This window comes from Streptomyces sp. NPDC029296, from assembly GCF_055569255.1.
The window spans coordinates 33,438-49,326 of record NZ_JBVHXT010000022.1; the positions used below are offsets into that span (position 1 = coordinate 33,438).

At 75.5% G+C, this 15,889-nt stretch carries 17 protein-coding genes; 9 read left to right on the plus strand and 8 right to left on the minus strand.

Annotated features, from left to right (window positions below; genetic code table 11):
* Nucleotides 1-53 precede the first annotated feature (53 nt).
* The gene (locus ACZ4W9_RS20360) at nt 54-581 is read left to right on the plus strand and encodes a hypothetical protein (protein ID WP_467937653.1); all 528 of its coding nucleotides are present in this window, start codon (nt 54-56) and stop codon (nt 579-581) included.
* A 105-nt stretch (nt 582-686) separates the two neighbouring features.
* Here the strand turns inward: ACZ4W9_RS20360 and ACZ4W9_RS20365 are convergent, their stop codons facing one another.
* Together ACZ4W9_RS20365 and ACZ4W9_RS20370 are read right to left on the minus strand one after the other, a co-directional pair.
* The gene (locus ACZ4W9_RS20365; RefSeq protein ID WP_467937655.1) at nt 687-1,100 is read right to left on the minus strand and encodes an SRPBCC family protein; all 414 of its coding nucleotides are present in this window, start codon (nt 1,098-1,100) and stop codon (nt 687-689) included.
* A gap of 84 nt (nt 1,101-1,184) precedes the next feature.
* Entirely contained in the window at nt 1,185-1,997 is an 813-nt protein-coding gene (locus ACZ4W9_RS20370) for a serine hydrolase (protein WP_467937657.1), read from the minus strand.
* Nucleotides 1,998-2,191: 194 nt separating this feature from the next.
* Here ACZ4W9_RS20370 and ACZ4W9_RS20375 point away from each other — a divergent pair, with 194 nt between their 5' ends.
* The 4 genes from ACZ4W9_RS20375 (at nt 2,192) to ACZ4W9_RS20390 (ending at nt 6,243) form a co-directional block, all read left to right on the plus strand.
* Nucleotides 2,192-3,226 (plus strand): permease, encoded by a 1,035-nt coding sequence (locus ACZ4W9_RS20375; RefSeq protein ID WP_467937768.1) that lies wholly within the window; start codon nt 2,192-2,194, stop codon nt 3,224-3,226.
* Nucleotides 3,223-3,960, plus strand: coding sequence for a TIGR03943 family putative permease subunit (locus ACZ4W9_RS20380; protein WP_467937660.1), 738 nt, complete (start codon nt 3,223-3,225; stop codon nt 3,958-3,960). The genes ACZ4W9_RS20375 and ACZ4W9_RS20380 overlap by 4 nt, the downstream gene beginning before the upstream one ends.
* A 141-nt stretch (nt 3,961-4,101) precedes the next feature.
* Nucleotides 4,102-4,704: an Rv1733c family protein gene (locus ACZ4W9_RS20385; RefSeq protein WP_467937662.1), complete on the plus strand. Its 603-nt coding sequence runs from the start codon at nt 4,102-4,104 to the stop codon at nt 4,702-4,704.
* A 342-nt stretch (nt 4,705-5,046) separates the two neighbouring features.
* Nucleotides 5,047-6,243 carry a YihY/virulence factor BrkB family protein gene (locus ACZ4W9_RS20390; protein ID WP_467937664.1) on the plus strand — a complete coding sequence of 399 codons (1,197 nt, stop codon included), beginning with the start codon at nt 5,047-5,049 and terminating at the stop codon, nt 6,241-6,243.
* Between the two features lie 28 nt (nt 6,244-6,271).
* Here ACZ4W9_RS20390 and ACZ4W9_RS20395 read toward each other — a convergent pair whose 3' ends face one another.
* Together ACZ4W9_RS20395 and cpt are read right to left on the minus strand one after the other, a co-directional pair.
* Complete coding sequence (locus tag ACZ4W9_RS20395) at nt 6,272-7,021, minus strand: 3-oxoacyl-ACP reductase family protein (RefSeq protein ID WP_467937666.1); 750 nt, start codon at nt 7,019-7,021, stop codon at nt 6,272-6,274.
* Nucleotides 7,022-7,324: 303 nt separating this feature from the next.
* The gene (gene cpt, locus ACZ4W9_RS20400) at nt 7,325-7,846 is read right to left on the minus strand and encodes a chloramphenicol phosphotransferase CPT (RefSeq protein WP_467937770.1); all 522 of its coding nucleotides are present in this window, start codon (nt 7,844-7,846) and stop codon (nt 7,325-7,327) included.
* 186 nt (nt 7,847-8,032) lie between these two features.
* On the opposite strand from cpt, the gene ACZ4W9_RS20405 reads away from it, so the two are divergent.
* The gene (locus tag ACZ4W9_RS20405; RefSeq protein ID WP_467937668.1) at nt 8,033-8,929 is read left to right on the plus strand and encodes an NAD(P)-dependent oxidoreductase; all 897 of its coding nucleotides are present in this window, start codon (nt 8,033-8,035) and stop codon (nt 8,927-8,929) included.
* A 29-nt stretch (nt 8,930-8,958) separates the two neighbouring features.
* On the opposite strand, the gene ACZ4W9_RS20410 is transcribed toward ACZ4W9_RS20405, so the two are convergent.
* On the minus strand, nt 8,959-9,672 hold the full coding sequence (locus tag ACZ4W9_RS20410) for a hypothetical protein (protein ID WP_467937670.1): 714 nt from the start codon (nt 9,670-9,672) through the stop codon (nt 8,959-8,961).
* 276 nt (nt 9,673-9,948) lie between these two features.
* Between ACZ4W9_RS20410 and ACZ4W9_RS20415 the strand changes: the two genes are divergently transcribed.
* Nucleotides 9,949-10,692, plus strand: coding sequence for an FG-GAP repeat domain-containing protein (locus ACZ4W9_RS20415; protein WP_467937672.1), 744 nt, complete (start codon nt 9,949-9,951; stop codon nt 10,690-10,692).
* A gap of 19 nt (nt 10,693-10,711) precedes the next feature.
* Here the strand turns inward: ACZ4W9_RS20415 and ACZ4W9_RS20420 are convergent, their stop codons facing one another.
* Both ACZ4W9_RS20420 and ACZ4W9_RS20425 read right to left on the minus strand, forming a co-directional pair.
* Complete coding sequence (locus tag ACZ4W9_RS20420; protein ID WP_467937674.1) at nt 10,712-11,371, minus strand: maleylpyruvate isomerase N-terminal domain-containing protein; 660 nt, start codon at nt 11,369-11,371, stop codon at nt 10,712-10,714.
* Nucleotides 11,372-11,571: 200 nt separating this feature from the next.
* Entirely contained in the window at nt 11,572-12,528 is a 957-nt protein-coding gene (locus ACZ4W9_RS20425) for a DMT family transporter (protein ID WP_467937676.1), read from the minus strand.
* A gap of 71 nt (nt 12,529-12,599) precedes the next feature.
* On the opposite strand from ACZ4W9_RS20425, the gene ACZ4W9_RS20430 reads away from it, so the two are divergent.
* Nucleotides 12,600-13,535 carry a LysR family transcriptional regulator gene (locus ACZ4W9_RS20430; protein ID WP_467937678.1) on the plus strand — a complete coding sequence of 312 codons (936 nt, stop codon included), beginning with the start codon at nt 12,600-12,602 and terminating at the stop codon, nt 13,533-13,535.
* A 62-nt stretch (nt 13,536-13,597) separates the two neighbouring features.
* On the opposite strand, the gene murJ is transcribed toward ACZ4W9_RS20430, so the two are convergent.
* Nucleotides 13,598-15,166, minus strand: a complete 1,569-nt coding sequence (gene murJ, locus ACZ4W9_RS20435; RefSeq protein WP_467937771.1) for a murein biosynthesis integral membrane protein MurJ — start codon at nt 15,164-15,166, stop codon at nt 13,598-13,600.
* Between the two features lie 264 nt (nt 15,167-15,430).
* Between murJ and ACZ4W9_RS20440 the strand changes: the two genes are divergently transcribed.
* On the plus strand, nt 15,431-15,799 hold the full coding sequence (locus tag ACZ4W9_RS20440; protein WP_467937680.1) for a 5-carboxymethyl-2-hydroxymuconate Delta-isomerase: 369 nt from the start codon (nt 15,431-15,433) through the stop codon (nt 15,797-15,799).
* Nucleotides 15,800-15,889: the final 90 nt, after the last annotated feature.

The window sequence follows — 15,889 nt, forward strand, 5'->3', positions numbered from 1 at the left end:
GGGCTACCGTGGCGTGGAGCTTCGTACCCCCTCGCACCTCGGACGGCCCGGCTGTGCTCACTGACCTGTCCCCCCTGATCGCCGCCACGGCGCGCTGGCTGACGGTCGCCTACCCGCCCAGCGGCGGCGCGCTCGCCGCCGCGCTGTGCGAGGCCCAGGCCCGGCAGGCGGCGACGGTCGCCGCCCGGCTGCGCTATCCCACCGACCTCGACGCCGGACTGGTCGCCCTGGCCGGACCCGGAGGCGCCGCCCGGCTCGACTGGATCGCCGGCGCCGAACCGGCCGACGGCCACCCCGCCGAGGACCGGGCGTGGCGCACCTGGGTGGACGAGGTCGTCGCCAGCTGGGCCGCCGTGCTGCTCACCGACCCGGACCTGGCCGCCCTCGCCGTCGCGGCCCTCGACGACGGCCGGCCCGCCGGCCACGCCCCGGCGGAGTACCGCCGGCTGCTCGCGCCCGACGACGGCGACCGCCGCGCCGCCGCCCTGCTGCGCCACCCCGACCTGCTGGCCCCCGTGGCCGCGCTGCACCACGACCAGCTCCTCGACCGCCTCACCCCGGGCCGCCCCCTCGCCGCCTGACCCCGGGGTACGGCGGACACCGCCGCCCGGGAGCCCGCGGCGGCACGGGCGGCCGTTCCGGGGCCGCCCGTGCCGCGGCCCTGGGCACCGGGCCCGGGCGGAGCCTCAGCCTGCCGCGTTGTCGGCCCGCATCCGTACCTGTTCCTCCAGGCGCCGCAGGCTGCCGTCCAAGGCGTCGTACACCGCGCGTTCGCCCGGGTCGTGGCCCTCGTCGAAGAAGGACAGGTGGACGGTCACCTCGCTGGCGCCGCTGCCGATGCCCGCCACCTGGAGCCAGCCGGTGTAGGCGCCCTGCTCGCGGGTGCCCCACTCCAGGCGCATCTGGTCCGGCTCGGCCCGCAGCAGGGCGGACATGTCCTGGCCGGAGCGATCGTCGTGCACGGTCGCGGCGGGCGGGTCCTGGACGTGCACGTGCAGCGCGTCCGGGAGCCAGGCGTCGAGCTGGCCGGCGTTGGCCGCCTGGTCGAAGACGTGCTCGGGCTGGGCGGGCATCGTGCGGGAACGTTCGTACTCGGACATCGTGACAGCGTCCCTTCCGGTCGGAAGCCGTACCCCGACCGCGTGCCCCTTCCGCGGCCGCCGAAAAGTGGCGGAACCGAGGCCTCAGACCGCCGCCCGCGCCATGCGCTCCACCAGGGACACGCCGTCGCCCATGGACGCGTTCCCCTCGGACAGCACCGCCACGAGATACCGGTGTCCCCCGGCGGACACCTCGCCGACGCTGTTGACGTCCCAGCGGCCCGTGGCCGTCCGCCGGAGCCAGCCGTTCTTCAGCACCGGCCGGGCGTGCGCGCCCCCGGCCGCCGAGACGCCCCAGGCCTGCCCGGCTTCCACCCGGCTCATCAGCGTACGGACGTAGGCGCGGGATGCGGCGTCGAGCCCGCCGGAGCCCCGGCGCACCGTGCCGCCCGGACCGAACACGGCCCGCAGCAGCCGTACCTGGTCGCTCGCGGTGGTCCGGGTCAGCCCCCACGTGCCGCCGGGGCCGCCCGTGGTCGAGGTCAGTCCCAGCCGCTCGTTGGCCGCCGCCAGCCCGGGGGCGCGGCCGATGCGCCGCCACAGGGCGTCGGCCGCCGCGTTGTCGCTGCGGCGGATCATCGGCTCGGCGAGGTCGCGTTCGGCTTCGCCCAGGGGGCGGCCGGCGTCCTGCGCCCGGAGCAGCAGCGCCGCGAGGATGTCGACCTTGACGATGCTGGCCGTGTCGTAGGACCGGTCCTCGCCGCGCACGGCGGTGCGGCCGGTGCCGTCCAGGTCGAGCACGGCCGCCGTGGCGTGCGCCGCCGTCCTCGGCGCCTTCCCGGAGGGGGCGGTCGCGGCCGCCGCCGGATGCGGAAGGGCGGCGGCCAGCAGGACGGCCGTCGAGGCCGCGAGGGCGCCGGCCGTGGTCCGTGCGGTGGGGGAGAGGCGGGACGACATGGGTCACGAACGTAGACAACCCGCGCGCCCGGCGACATGGCCGCCGTCACGTTCGGGCCCGGTGCGCGCCGATTGTGAGAAGAGCCACCGATGGGGCGCAATGTGCCGCCCGGGCCGTGCCCCGGCGGCGTGTACGCGCGGCCGGGTCGGCCGCCTCGCCTATCGTCGGCCCGACACCGACATCCGGAGCGATGATGCAGAAAACGGATGATCCGGTGGGTGTGGCGGGCCCCGCGGCCCCCGCACCCGCCGCCTTGCCCGTGCGCCGGTTCCGGGCGTGGCCGCTCGGCGCCGCCCTCGTGTGCGCCGCCGGTGCCGCGGTGCTGCTGCCGGCCGGCGCCCGGTGGCCGGAGCATCCGGCCGTCCAGGCCTGGCGGACCGTGTCCCTGGCCATCACCGTGCAGGCGCTGCCGTTCCTGCTCCTCGGCACCGCCCTGTCCGGCGCCATCAACGCCTTCGTACCGGCCGGCCTGTTCACCCGGGTGCTGCCGAAACGGCCCGCCCTCGCCGTGCCGGTCGCCGGGGCCGCCGGCGCCGTCCTGCCCGGCTGCGAGTGCGCCTCCGTGCCCGTCGCCAGCAGCCTGATCCGCCGGGGTGTGCCACCGGCCGCCGCCTTCGCCTTCCTGCTCTCCGCACCCGCCGTCAACCCCGTGGTGCTCACGGCCACCGCCGTCGCCTTCCCCGGCGACCCCGCGATGGTCGCCGCCCGGCTGCTCGCCTCCCTCGCCACGGCCGCCGTGATGGGCTGGCTGTGGCTCTGGCTCGGCAAGGAGGAGTGGCTGCGTCCCCTGCTGCGCCACCGGCACACCGGGCACCGGCACGGCCACAGCCGCTGGAGCGAGTTCCGGCTCGGCTTCCGGCACGACTTCCTGCACGCCGGCGGCTTCCTGGTGCTCGGCGCGATGGCCGCCGCCGCCTTCGATGTCGCCGTGCCGGGCGCCGTCCTGGACGCCTTCGCCGGTTCGCCGTGGCTGTCCGTGCCGTTCCTGGCGGGCCTCGCCGTGCTGCTGGCCGTCTGCTCGGAGGCGGACGCGTTCGTCGCGGCCTCCCTCACCGGGTTCTCGCCGACCGCGCGGCTCGCGTTCCTGGTGGTCGGCCCGATGGTCGACCTGAAACTCATCGCGTTGCAGGCCGGCACCTTCGGCCGCGCCTTCGCCTGGCGCTTCTCCACGGCGACCACCGTCGTCGCGGTCGCCGCGAGCGTCCTGATCGGAGGCGCCCTGTTGTGAGACGGCTAGTCCAGAACCTGCTCCTGGTCCTGACCGGGACCGGCCTGCTGCACGCGGCCCTCTTCACCGACCTCTACCTGCGCTACGTCAAGGCCGGACTGCGCATGCCGCTGATCGCGTCCGGTGCCGTCCTGCTGCTGCTCGGCCTGGCGGCGGCCGTCACCCGCGACCACCGTCACCGCGACGACGGCCACCGTGACGACGGCCACGGGCACGACCACAGCGGCACCCCCCGCGTCGCCTGGCTGCTGTTCCTCCCCGCGGTGAGCCTGCTGTGCTACGCCCCGCCCGCGCTCGGCGCGTACACCGCGGCCCGCGCGGGCGACGAACCGGTCGCCGCGCAGCGGGGATTCGAACCGCTGCCCGCGACCTCGCCCCTGCCGCTGACCCTCACGGACTTCACCAGGCGGGTCCAGCAGGACCGCAGCCTGGCCATCGAGGGCCGCACCGTCCGCCTGACCGGCTTCGTCACCCCGGCCGGGCACGGCGGCGGCTGGTACCTGACCCGGATCGTCTTCTCCTGCTGCGCCGCGGACTCCCGGACGGTCCGGGTGCGCGTGTACGGCCGGCCGGCCCCGCCCGCCGACAGCTGGCTGGCGGTGACCGGGACCTGGCACCCGCGCGGCACCCTGGGCACGCGCACCGCCCAGGCGGCGCTCGACGTCGGGGACGTCCGCCCGATCGCCCCGCCGGTGAACGCCTACACCGACGACCTTCCGCTGACCCCTTCCTGAACCGGGTTCCGGAGCGGGGCGTACGACCGGCCGGGACGGGTGCAGGATGGTGTCGTGACGCTCGCTCCGAGACGGGGTCCGGTCGCCGCGCAGGGGCCGCCCCGGTCGCGGGCCGCCGGTGCGCGGAAGGAGGCGGTGACGATGACACGGACACCTCCCACGGCGGTCACCCGGGTGGGGCTGTGGCGCTGGCGGCGCAACCCGCTCAAGCGGCACAGCGATGTCGTCGAGGCCTGGATCGTGCTCGCCGGCTGCCTGCTCGCCCTGGCCGTCGGGATCGTCGCGGGCCTGGCGGCGGCCCACGCCTCGGAGTCGGCGTTCGCCGCGCGGCTGGCCCGCTCGCACCCCGTGTCCGCCGTGCTCACCGACGGCACGGCGGGGACGGCGGCAGCGGACGGCGGCTACGGCGACGGGCGGGTGTGGGCGACCGTGCGCTGGACGGACGCGGACGGGTCGGTGCACACCGACCGGGCCAAGGCCGTTCCCGGTGCCCCCGCCGGCAGCCGAATCATGGTGTGGACGGACCGGACCGGCCGGATCCTGCCCGCGCCCGTCACCGGAACGGCGGCCGACCTCCAGGCGGCCCTCACCGGCGTCCTCGTCGCCCCGGGGGCCGGCGCGCTGGTCTGGGGCGGGGTCCGGCTGGTCCGGGGCCGGCTCATCCGGCGGCGCCTGGCCGAGTGGGACGAGGAGTGGAGGCAGATAGGACCCCGCTGGGGGAACCTCAGCGGCGGCGTCGGCTGACCGGAGCGCGAAACCGGGCCGGGAGGGCGGTGTCCGGCCGCCGGTACGGGCGGGCGCGGCCCCGGCCGGCCCGGTGAGGCGGCGGGCGCGTCCCCCGGCCCCCGCCGCTACGGTCCGCACCGGCCCGGTGCGGGGACGGCCCCTCCACCGGGCCGCCTCAGCCGGCTTCGTCACCGCCCGCGCCCCGGCCGGCACGGCCCTGCCGGCAGCCGTACTCCCACGCCCCGGCAAGGCGGACGGCCGGGACCCGTGGGCGGAGGGCGACCCGGCCGGGCCCCGCCCGACCGGCGGGCGAACCCGACCCGCGCGCGTGAGGGCGCGTCGGCTGGTTACCCGGCTCCCATGACCAAGCTGCACGTTCCACGGCGGCGTCACCGGCACGCCGCCGACGAGAGCCCGCAGTCCCGGACGCCGTCCCGGGAGGAAACCGGGCCCGCGCCGGAGACGGAGCGACCGGTGGCGGACCGCGACGACAGCCGGACGGTGGCGGACCGCGACAGCCGGGCGGTGGCGGACCGCGACGAGAGCGCGGAGCCGCGGACGCCCGCGCCGGAGGAGGCCGGGCCCGCCCCGGAGACGGAGCGGGCGGCGCCCGACAGCCCGGTCCGGCTGCCCCGGCGGGCCTGGGGCGCGGTGTTCCGGGGCGCGCTGCGCGAGTTCCGGGACGACCAGCTGACCGACCGGGCCGCGGCGCTCACCTACTACGCCGTGCTGTCCCTGTTCCCCGCCCTGCTGGTGCTGGTGTCCCTGCTGTCCGTCATCGGCCGGTCGGCCACGGACCGGGTGCTGGCCAACGTCCGGAACCTCGCCCCCGGACCGGCCCGGGACATCATCGTCCGGGCCGTGGGACAACTGCAGGACAAGGCCGGTATCGGCTCGGTGATGGCCCTGGTCGGCATCGTGCTGGCGGTGTGGTCGGCGTCCGGCTACGTGGCCGCCTTCATCCGCGCCGCCAACGCCGTCTACGACATGCCCGAGGGCCGGCCGGTGTGGAAGATCCTCCCGGTGCGCGTGGGCGTCACGGTCGTCCTGATGGTGCTGTCCGTGGCCGGCGCGCTCATCGTCGTCTTCACCGGCGGCCTGGCCAAGCGCGCCGGGCAGGCGCTCGGCGTCGGCGACACGGCGCTGACGGCGTGGTCGATCGCGAAGTGGCCGGTGCTCGTCGTGCTCGTCACCCTGATGATCGCGATCCTGTACTGGGCGACCCCCAACGCCAAGGTGCGGGGCTTCAGGTGGATCACCCCGGGCAGCGTCCTCGCCCTGCTGATCTGGCTGGTGGCCTCCGCCGGCTTCGCGTTCTACGTCGCCGGCTTCGCCTCGTACAACAAGACCTACGGCGCCATGGCCGGCGTCATCGTCTTCCTGGTCTGGCTGTGGATCACCAACCTGGCCATCCTGCTGGGCCTGGAGTTCGACGCGGAGACCCTGCGGCAGCGGGCCATCGCCGGCGGCCATCCGCCCCACGCCGAACCCTATGTGCGGCCCCGCGACACCCGGAAGTGGGACGAGGAGGACGTACGCCGCCTGGACCGGCCCTGACGCGTACCCCCGCCCGGTCCCGCCCGGCTCAGGCCGCGTAGCCGCCGTCCACCGAGAACTCCGCGCCCGTCACATAGGCCGCTTCCGGCCCGGCGAGGAACGCCACCATGGACGCCACCTCCTCGGCCGTGCCGAAGCGGCCCAGCGCGGTCATGTCCGCCTGACCGGACGCGTAGGGGCCGTTGGCGGGATTCATGTCGGTGTCGGTCGGGCCCGGGTGCACGACGTTCGCCGTGATGCCGCGCCCGGCCAGCTCCCGCGCCAGCGCCTTCGTCAGCCCGGTCACGGCCGACTTGCTCATCGCGTACAGCGTGGCCCCGGGGCCCGGCACCCGCGTGGTGACACAGCTGCCGACGGTGACGATCCGCCCGCCGGTGCCCATCAGGGCGGCGGCGGACCGGGCCGCCAGGAACAGCCCGCGCACATTGACGGCGAGGACCCGGTCGACGTCGGCGAGGGCCAGGTCCTCGAGCGGTGCCAAGACGCCGACGGCCGCGTTGCCCACCAGCACGTCCAGCCCGCCCAGTTCCCCCGCGGCCCGCCGTACCGCGTCCGCCGCCTCCCCGGCGTCCGCCGAGTCGGCGCGCAGCGCCACCGCGCGCCGCCCCAGCGCCTCGATGTCCCGCACGACCGAGTCGGCCGCGTCCTTGTCGTGTACATAGGTCAGGGCCACGTCCGCGCCCTCCCGGGCCAGCCGCCGTGCCGTCGCCGCGCCGATGCCCCGGCTGCCGCCGGTGACCAGGGCCGTCTTGCCGTTCAGGTTCTCTCGTGAGGTCATGCGCCCATCCCACCGCCCGGGCGCGGGGAGTACCGGCGGCGAACGGACATCGACCTCCCGGAGGCGGCCGGGCCGGTGTGAGTCCGCAGGCCGGTCCGGGGGTGTGTTCCTGGTGGCCGGGCGGGGCTGGTGTCTCCGGCGGGCCCCGCCTTGGCGGGCACGCCTGTCAGCCCAGTGACGCGGCGCGAGCCGGACGGCACGGGTGAGGGTGGTCCCGGCACCGTGTGAACCGCGCCCCATGACACACGTACCCCGGGTCACCCGGGCAGGCCCCTCACCCTGGTACGCGCCCCTGTCCGTCCGTCAGGTCACGTGCGCGGTGATGGTGCGTGCGCATTCCAGGGACTCGGTGCGGGTCGTGTCCACCTCGACGTCGTAGGACACCCCCTCGTGCACCGCCCGGGCCTGGGCCAGGGCCATGCCCGGGACCCGGTCGCCGCGGGCGATCTCCCGGCCCGCGGCGACCCGCGGGTCGCAGTGGACGCCGACCCACAGCACGTCGAGTCCGTCCAGGGCCTTCCGCCACCGCCGCTGGGAGTCCGCTCCGCCGAGGAAGACATCGTCGACGACGATCCTGGCGCCCGCGCGGGCCGTCGCCGCGACGCCCTCCCGCCACGCCTCCTCCAGTGCCCGGAAGTCCGCCCCGACCACCACCTCGCCGTCCGCCGCGAACTCGATCCCGCCGTCCGCGTCCCGCAGCCTCGGCGGCAGCGCGTCCACGAACGCGTCGATCCCGAACGCCAGCCAGGCATCCGGCAGTACGGCCTGGAGACAACGCACGATCCCCGACTTCCCCGCGCTGGAGCCACCGTTGAGAACGATCACCTGAGTCACCGGACCACCGTACGCGCCCCACCGGCGGGGCGGCCCAGGAGCCGGCACCCGGACCCGGGTGGCGTGCGGGAACGCGGGCCCGGCTGGTGGAAGATCTGTCCGGGGGCCGGAGTCGTCCCCGTACCCAAAGGCGTGCCGCCGGCCGCCGATCCCCCGACCATCCAGGGAGTTGACGACATGAGCGACAAGCTCACCGTGACCGTACTGGGCACCGGCATCATGGGGGCCGCGATGGCCCGCAACCTCGCGCGTGCCGGACACACCGTGCGCGTCTGGAACCGTACCCGCGCCAAGGCCGAACCGCTCGCCGCCGACGGCGCGCGGGTCACCGGCACGCCCGCCGAGGCCGTCGAGGGCGCCGACGTCGTCCTGACCATGCTCCACGACGCCCCGGCCGCCCTCGACGTGCTGCGCGAGGCCGCCCCCGCGCTGCGCTCCGGCACCGCCTGGGTGCAGTCGAGCACCGCCGGCACCGAAGCCCCCGGCGACCTGGCGGCCTTCGCCCGCGCACACGGCCTGGTGTTCTTCGACGCGCCCGTCCTCGGCACCCGGCAGCCCGCCGAGGCCGGGCAGCTCCTCGTCCTCGCCGCCGGGCCGGCCGGACACCGGGCCGCCGTCGCCCCGGTGTTCGACGCGATCGGCAGCCGCACCGTGTGGACCGGCGAGGACGGCGCCGCCGGCACCGCGACCCGGCTGAAGCTGGTCGCCAACAGCTGGGTCGTCGCCGTCACCGCCGCCACCGGCGAGACGCTGGCCCTGGCCAAGGCGCTCGGCGTGGACCCGGGGGACTTCTTCGACGCCATCGACGGCGGTCCGCTCGACATGGGCTACCTGCGCGCCAAGTCCCGGCTCATCCTCGACGACCGGCTGACACCCGCCCAGTTCGCCGTGGCCACCGCCGCCAAGGACGCGCGGCTCATCGTCCGGGCGGGCGAGGAACACGGCGTGTGCCTGGACGTGGCCGCCGCGAGTGCCGAGCGCCTGGAGCGCGCCGCCGCGCAGGGCCACGCCGACGAGGACATGGCCGCCGCCTACTTCGCCAGCTTCGGCGAAACCGAGGGGCCGTCCGCCTGAGCGAGGGCCCCGCCGGGAGGCGTCCGGGCTCACTGGGCGGGTTCGGTGCCCTCCGCGTGCCCGGGCGTCTCCCGGGCCGGTTCGGTGACCACGGTGTAGAAGACGGACGAGCCCTGCTTGGTGCGGTGCGCGCCGTTGCGGGCCACGAGGTTCTCCAGGGTGGTGCGTACGACCTTCGTCTGCACCGCCCGCTCGGGGTACGCCCGGCCCAGTGCCTCCGCGACCTCGGCGGCGGAACGCGGCTCGTTCTGCTCGGCCAGGTACCGGCGGACCAGTTCGACGAGCGTCGGCTGCGCGGGCTCCGCGGGCGCCTTCGCGTCCGCCGGCTTCCCGGCCGCCGCCTTCGGGGCGGCGGTCCCGGCGGTGGCCGTCTTGCCACTCGCCGTCTTGCCACTCGCCGTCTTGGCAGTCGCCGTCTTGACGGTGGCCGTCTTCGCGGTCGCCGGCTTCTTGGCGGACGGCTTCGCGGCCGTCGGCTTCTTCGCGTCCGGGCGCCGCGCGGCGCCGCTCTTCCGGCGCGGAGCGGGTACGACCGCGCCGCCGGCCGACGCGGCGATGCCCAGCGCCTGCTGCATGTTCAGCAGGATGGCGTGGTCGTGCTGGAGAGCGGCCAACCGCTCCTGCAGTGCGGCGATCTCGGCGGTGACGCGCTCCTGTTCGTGGACGTTGTGCTCCAGGTCCTGGGTCACCTGGCTGACGTACTGAGAGGCCAATTCGGTGACGGGCCCCGCGGTTTCCGGCATACCTACCTCCGCTTGTGATGCGACACCTGGATGATACGGGTGAGTTAACCCGTTCTCACCCTTCGTGACGACAGACACGACGGTAGAGTCATGTGTCCGCCTTGTTCGGGTCTCGCCGAAGCGGCGTCACACAGCGAACTCCGGTGTCATGCGCGGGACTTGCGTGGTCCCCGGCCGGCAGACGTCGCGGCGCCGGTGGCGGACCCGGGCGAGGGGCGCCGGGGGAGACACCCCAACCCCCGTACCCGCGAGGCGCGATGACTACGATGCGTCCTCATGGCGGCGGAGCGTGGACACACCGGGACACCCGGGCGGGGGCGTGCCGTCCGCGCGGCCCTGGCCGTGGCCGTCCTGCTGCTCGGCGCCGGATGCGAGGACTCCCTGGGAAAGCCCCCGCCGCGCCCCGCCGGACCTTCCGCCGTCACCGCGTGTCTCACCGGTTCCGGGGACCTGATCGCCGACGTGGACAACGACGGCCGCCCGGACCGGATCACCGACCCCTCCCACCGCGGTGCCCGTCTGGCCATCGCCTTCGGCGCCGGCTCGCCCCGCGAACGGACCGTCCCGGCGCGGGGGCTGGCCGACCGCCCGGGAGGGCGGCAGCAGTATGTGCGCGCCGTCGTCGCGGACTTCGACCGGGACGGCTGGAGCGACCTGGTCGTGGTCGCGGGGCGGACCCAGGGCGGCGACGACCCGGTCCCGCCCCGCGTCGCCGAACTGCGGCTCGGGCCCTTCTCCGGCACCGGTCGCAGCCGGCGTGTCGTACGGCTGGACCTCGGCGCCGCACAGGACATCGCCGTGGCCGACTACAACCACGACCGGTACCCCGACCTGGCGGCCTACACCTACGCCGGCGACGGGGTGTATGTGTTCCAGGCCCGGCTGGGCGATCCGCGCACCGGGCTCGGGACCGACGCCCGCGCGTACACCACGGACGCCGACGCCACCGGCTACCACCCGCCGGCCCGTCTCCCGCATGCCGGGCCGGCGCCCTTCTACCCGGTGTGCGGAGCCGGGTGACGGGGGCCGCGGGAGCGGCTCAGCCGAGCACCAGGGGGAGCCTTCCGGCCAGTGGGCCGCCCAGTTCGGCGCGCTGGCCGCCGGTCGGGGCCCGGCGGCCGGTGCCGATCAGCAGCGCGTCCTCGTCGGGCCAGGACGCGGGGAAGGGCGCCCCGGCGATCTCCTCCAGCATCGCGCGCGTCCGGGCGAGGCCCTCGGCGGGCGGCCGGGCCGCGCCGGGCAGGTGCGCGATCAGGTCCAGGTGGTGCAGGGTCCACTCCAGGACGTACGCCGAGAGGTAGTCGCCGGCGGTGAGGACCATGTCCTGCGTGCTCACCCGCAGCCCGGCGTCGGCCAGCCCCGCCGCGCGTCCGGCGGCCGAACCGACGTCGTCCAGATGGAACTTCAGCAGCCCCGGCTCCTCGTACGCGGCGGCCAGCCGGACCGTCAGCGCGTCCAGCGGGTCGTCGCCGGCCGGCGGGGTGTCCGTGACGTGCCAGTAGCCCACCGCGTCGTGCGTCGGTTCTCCCGGGGCGGGCGTCACCAGGGTGATCAGCACGTCCTGGGCGTCGATCACCAGATGGCACACCAGGTCCCGGACGAGCCAGCCGGCACAGCCGGACGGCCGCGCGAAGTCCTCGTCGGCGAGCCCGGCGACGGCCGCACGCAAGGCGGCCCACGAGCGCTGGAAGAGATCCACGCCCCGCAACCTAACAGCGCGCTGCGGGGCCTTTCGACCACTACCGGCCTTGTTCATGTGGATGAACATGGCTCACGTGGGCGTACAGGGGAAGGGCCGGTGTGCCAAGCTCGGCCGACTTCTCTCGACGACGGTGGAGTGGAGGCGAGCATGAGTGTTTCCCGGCGCCCTCCTGACGACCGCACGCGTTCCGGGGCGGCTCAGCGGCGTATGGGCGCCTCGTCGGCGCGCTCGCCCGTGCTCTCCTCGCGGCCGGCGCGCCCGGCGACGGCCCGCGGCCGCGCCGTCGCGGCGGGACGGCGGCGGTTGATCAGGACGACACCGGCCACGACGACGGCGCCGCCGAGCAGTTCGACCGGGTGCGGGACCTCCCCGAGCCAGACGAAGGACACCAGCAGGGCGACGGGCGGCACCAGGTACAGCGCGGCGGTGGACACGGCCAGCGGGAGGCGGGCGACGGCGTAGCCCCAGATGACGAAGCCCAGGGCGGACGGCAGCAGCCCGAGGAAGAGCACCGCCAGCAGCGCGTCCATGGGGGCGTGGGCCACGGACCGGACCGTCGCGGGCACCAGCGGTAGCGCGAACACCGTGCCGGCGATCATGGCGTACGTGGCCACCTCGAGGCCGGTGTAGCGGCCCAGCAGCGGTTTGGTGGCGAAGTGGTAGACGCCCTGGACGACGGCCGCGGCCAGCACCACCAGGGAGGCGGCGGTGAACCCGGACACCCCCTCGCTCAGGGTGACGATGGCGGTGCCCGCGAGGGCGATGACGCTGCCGACGGCGACGTTGCGGCTGATGTGTTCGGAGAGGAAGACGCTGCCGAGCAGGACGCTGAAGACGGGAGCGACGGCGATCAGCAGGCTCGCGGTGCCCGCCTCGACGTGGATCTCGCCCCAGTTCAGCAGGATCTGGTACGCGGTCATGCCGGTGAGCCCGCACAGGGCGATCTGCGGCAGGTCCCTCCGCCTGGGCACCCGGACCCCGGCGAACGGCGCGAGGGCGGCCAGCACGACGGCGGCGATGGCCAGCCGCAGCAGCGACAGCGCCGCCAGGCCCAGCCCGGCGACCCCCACCCGGATCGCCGGGAACGCGGACGCCCAGAGCACCACCGTGCCGGCCAGGGCGAGAAAGCTGGGGGAGGCGAACCGTGTGCGCATTCCTCTACGATGCCGAGAGCGAAACAAGAAGGTCCAGTTAGCTTTCGTTATGTGAAGCGTAAGCTGTGGTGATGCTTGATGTTCGCCGGCTCAGGATCCTGCACCACCTGGCCATCCACGGCACCGTCGCGGCGGCGGCCGAGGCCCTGCACCTGACCGCGCCGGCCGTCTCCCAGCAACTGGCCGTCCTCGAACGCGAGGCCGGTCTGCCCGTCGTGGAGAAGCACGGTCGCACCCTCAGGCTGACCAGCGCCGGGGAGCTGCTGGTCGCGCACGCGGAGGTGGTCCTCGGCGACCTCGCCGCCGCCGAGTCCGACCTCGCGGCGCTGCGCGGGGGCCGGCGCGGACAGGTCCGGGTGGCCGCGTTCTCCTCCGCCGCCCGCACCCTGTTCCCCGCCGTGTACCGGGCGCTCGCCGAGGAGGACGAGGCGTGGTCGCGCCGGCTCGTCCTCCAGCTCACCGTCCTGGAGCCGGGGGACGCGCTCACGGCCCTGCACAAGCGGGAGACCGACGTGGCCGTCGTCCACGGCTACACGGTGCTGCCGCGCGACTTCCCCTCGGGCAGCGAGCAGGAGGCCCTGATGGAGGACCCGGTGGTGGCCGTGCTGCGCTCCGGCCACGCGGACCGGCTGGGGCTGGCTCCCGGGCAGCCGGCGGACCTCGCCGCCCTCGCCCGGGTGCCCTGGCTGACGCCCGCGCCGGACACCTCCTGCTACGAGATGATCCAGCGCACCTGCGGCGCCGCCGGGTTCGTGCCCGACATCCGGGTGCGCAGCAGCGACTTCGCCGTCCTGACCTCGCTGGTCGCGGCCGGCGCGGGCGTCGCGCTGGCCCCCCGGCTCGCCGTCCCGGACGACATCGCCGGCGTCAGCCTGCACCCGCTGACCAGGCCGGTCAGCCGGACCGTCTTCACCGTGAGCCGCTCGGGCACCACCCGCCGGCCCGACATACACCTGCTGAACTCCCTGCTGAAGCGGGCGGCGGCCGGCCACACCGGCGGCTCCTGAGCGACGCGCCGCCGGCGCGGTGCCGGGCGGCCCCGCCCCTGCCGGCCGCCCCGCCGGCCGCGTCAGCGCAGGCCGGGCAGGCGCCGCAGCTCCGCGACCCGCATCAGGCGGGCCGCCGCGAGATAGACCACGGCCAGCGTCACCGTGCCCGCGGCCAGCGCGAACACCGCGGGCCAGGTGCCGGTGCCGAGGCGGCCGGCGCAGACGTGCGCGACCGCCCGGCCCAGGGCCGCGGCGAGCCCCGCGGCGACCAGCAGCTTGGCGTAGGTGCGGCGCAGGGCCCCGTCGTCGAGGCGGCCGCCGAGCCGCCCGCGCAGCAGCCGCGCGGTCACCAGGAGCCCGACCGCGTACGACAGCGTGTACGCCCCGGCCATCGCCGTCACCGCCCAGCGCGCGGGCAGCAGCACATGGCACGCGGTGGCGAGGGCGATGTTGACCACGGCGACCCACGCGGCCATGAAGAAGGGCGTGCGGGTGTCCTCGAAGGCGTAGAAGCCGCGCAGCAGCAGGTACTGGGCGGAGAACGGGATCAGCCCGGGGCCGAACGCCTGGAGCATGTGCCCGAGCGGCCGGGCCGAGTCCGCGTCGGCGGCGCCGTGGGCGAACAGCAGCACCGCCAGCAGCGGGCCGAGGGCGAGGAAGAAGAAGGCGGCGGGCACGATGACGGCGCCGCTGACCCGCAGGGAGCGCGACAGGTCCGCCCGCAGGTCGGCGACCCGTCCCTCGGCGGCGGCCCGGCTCATGCGCGGCAGCAGCGCGGTCACCAGCGACACGGTGACGATGGACTGCGGCAGCATCCAGATGGTCTGCGCGTAGGTGTACGCCGAGTAGCCCGCGCCCGCGTCCGGCAGCTTCTGGTCGGCGGCGTTGGCGTAGTTGGTGACCACGGCCAGGGCCACCTGGTTCGCCAGGACGTACAGCAGGGTCCACTTGGCCGCGTGGACGCTGGAGCCCAGGCCCGTGCCGCGCCAGTCGAAGCGCGGCCGGAAGCGGAATCCCGCCGCCCGGGCGAACGGGATCAGGGCGAGGGCCTGCACGGCGATGCCCGCGGTGGTGCCGATGCCCAGCAGCCGGACCTGGCCGGCCGTGATGTCCTCGACCCGGCCGGGGGCCGTCATCAGGCCCAGGTAGGCGCCGAACATGGCGACCAGGACGACGTTGTTCAGCACCGGCGTCCACATCGCCGCCCCGAACTTTTCGCGGGCGTTGAGGACTTGGCCGTAGATGCCGGTCAGGCCGTAGAAGAAGATCTGCGGCAGCAGATAGCGGGCGAAGGTCACCGTCAGCCGGTAGGCCTCGTGGTTGCCGGGGGTGTCCCGCATGTAGACGCCGACGATCTGCGGCGCCACCCACACCGCCAGCGCCGTCCCGGCGCCGAGGACGCACACCACGAGGGTCACCAGCCGCTGCTCGTAGGCCCGGCCCTGGTCGGGGTGGGTGGCGCGGGCGCGCACCAGCTGCGGGACGAGGACGGCGTTGAGGGCGCCGCCGATCAGGAGCGTGTACAGACTGGTCGGCACGGTGTTGGCCGTGTTGTAGGTGCTCGCCAGCAGGCTCGTGCCGAGCGCGGCGGCCTGGAGCACCGTGCGTATGAGCCCCGTGGCCCGGGAGACCACGGTGCCCGCGGCCATCAGCAGCGAGGCGCGGGCCGGCCCGCCCTGTGCCGGTCTCTTCCTGCGCCGGCCCTTGCGGCGGTCCGCCCGGCCTCCGGGGGCGGCGTGCCGGCCCCGGGCCCGGTGCTGCGCCGGCACCGCCCGTGGCCTCGTCTTCGCGTCCTCGATCATGCGCACAACCTATGTGAGCGGGCAGCGGGGCCGGGGCGGGCGTCGGGGGCCGGCCACCGTGGGGGAAAATAGTTGCCTTGAGAAACTAGGAAGTGTGATGAAAGGTCCCGCATGCCGCACCTCACCATCGACTACTCCTCCCACCTGGCCGGGGTCCTCGACGCGAGCGTCCTCGTGAAGGAGCTGCATCCGCTGGTCCTGGAGGAATCCGGCTCGGCGGGCGTGTGCAAGACGCTGGTCCGGCCCGTGGAGACCCACGTCGGGGACCTGTCGAGCGGGGAGACCGGCTTCGTGCACGTCGAGGTGGGCCTCCTGGCCGGCCGCCCCGAGCACCAGCGGGCCCGCCTGTCCGAGAGCGTGCTCGCCCTGCTCGACGGACACCTGCGGACGGCCGGCGTGCGCGCGGCGGTGGTCTCCGTGGAGGTCAGGGAACTGGCCGGCAGCTACCGGCTCGCGTCCGTCGCCCCGGCCGGCGGGTGACCCCGTCCCGGCCCCGCGGTGCCGACGCCGCAGGGGGACCCCTTAGCCGCCGAGGGGGCCCCTGGGGGCCGTAGGGGTGTCTTGCGTCAC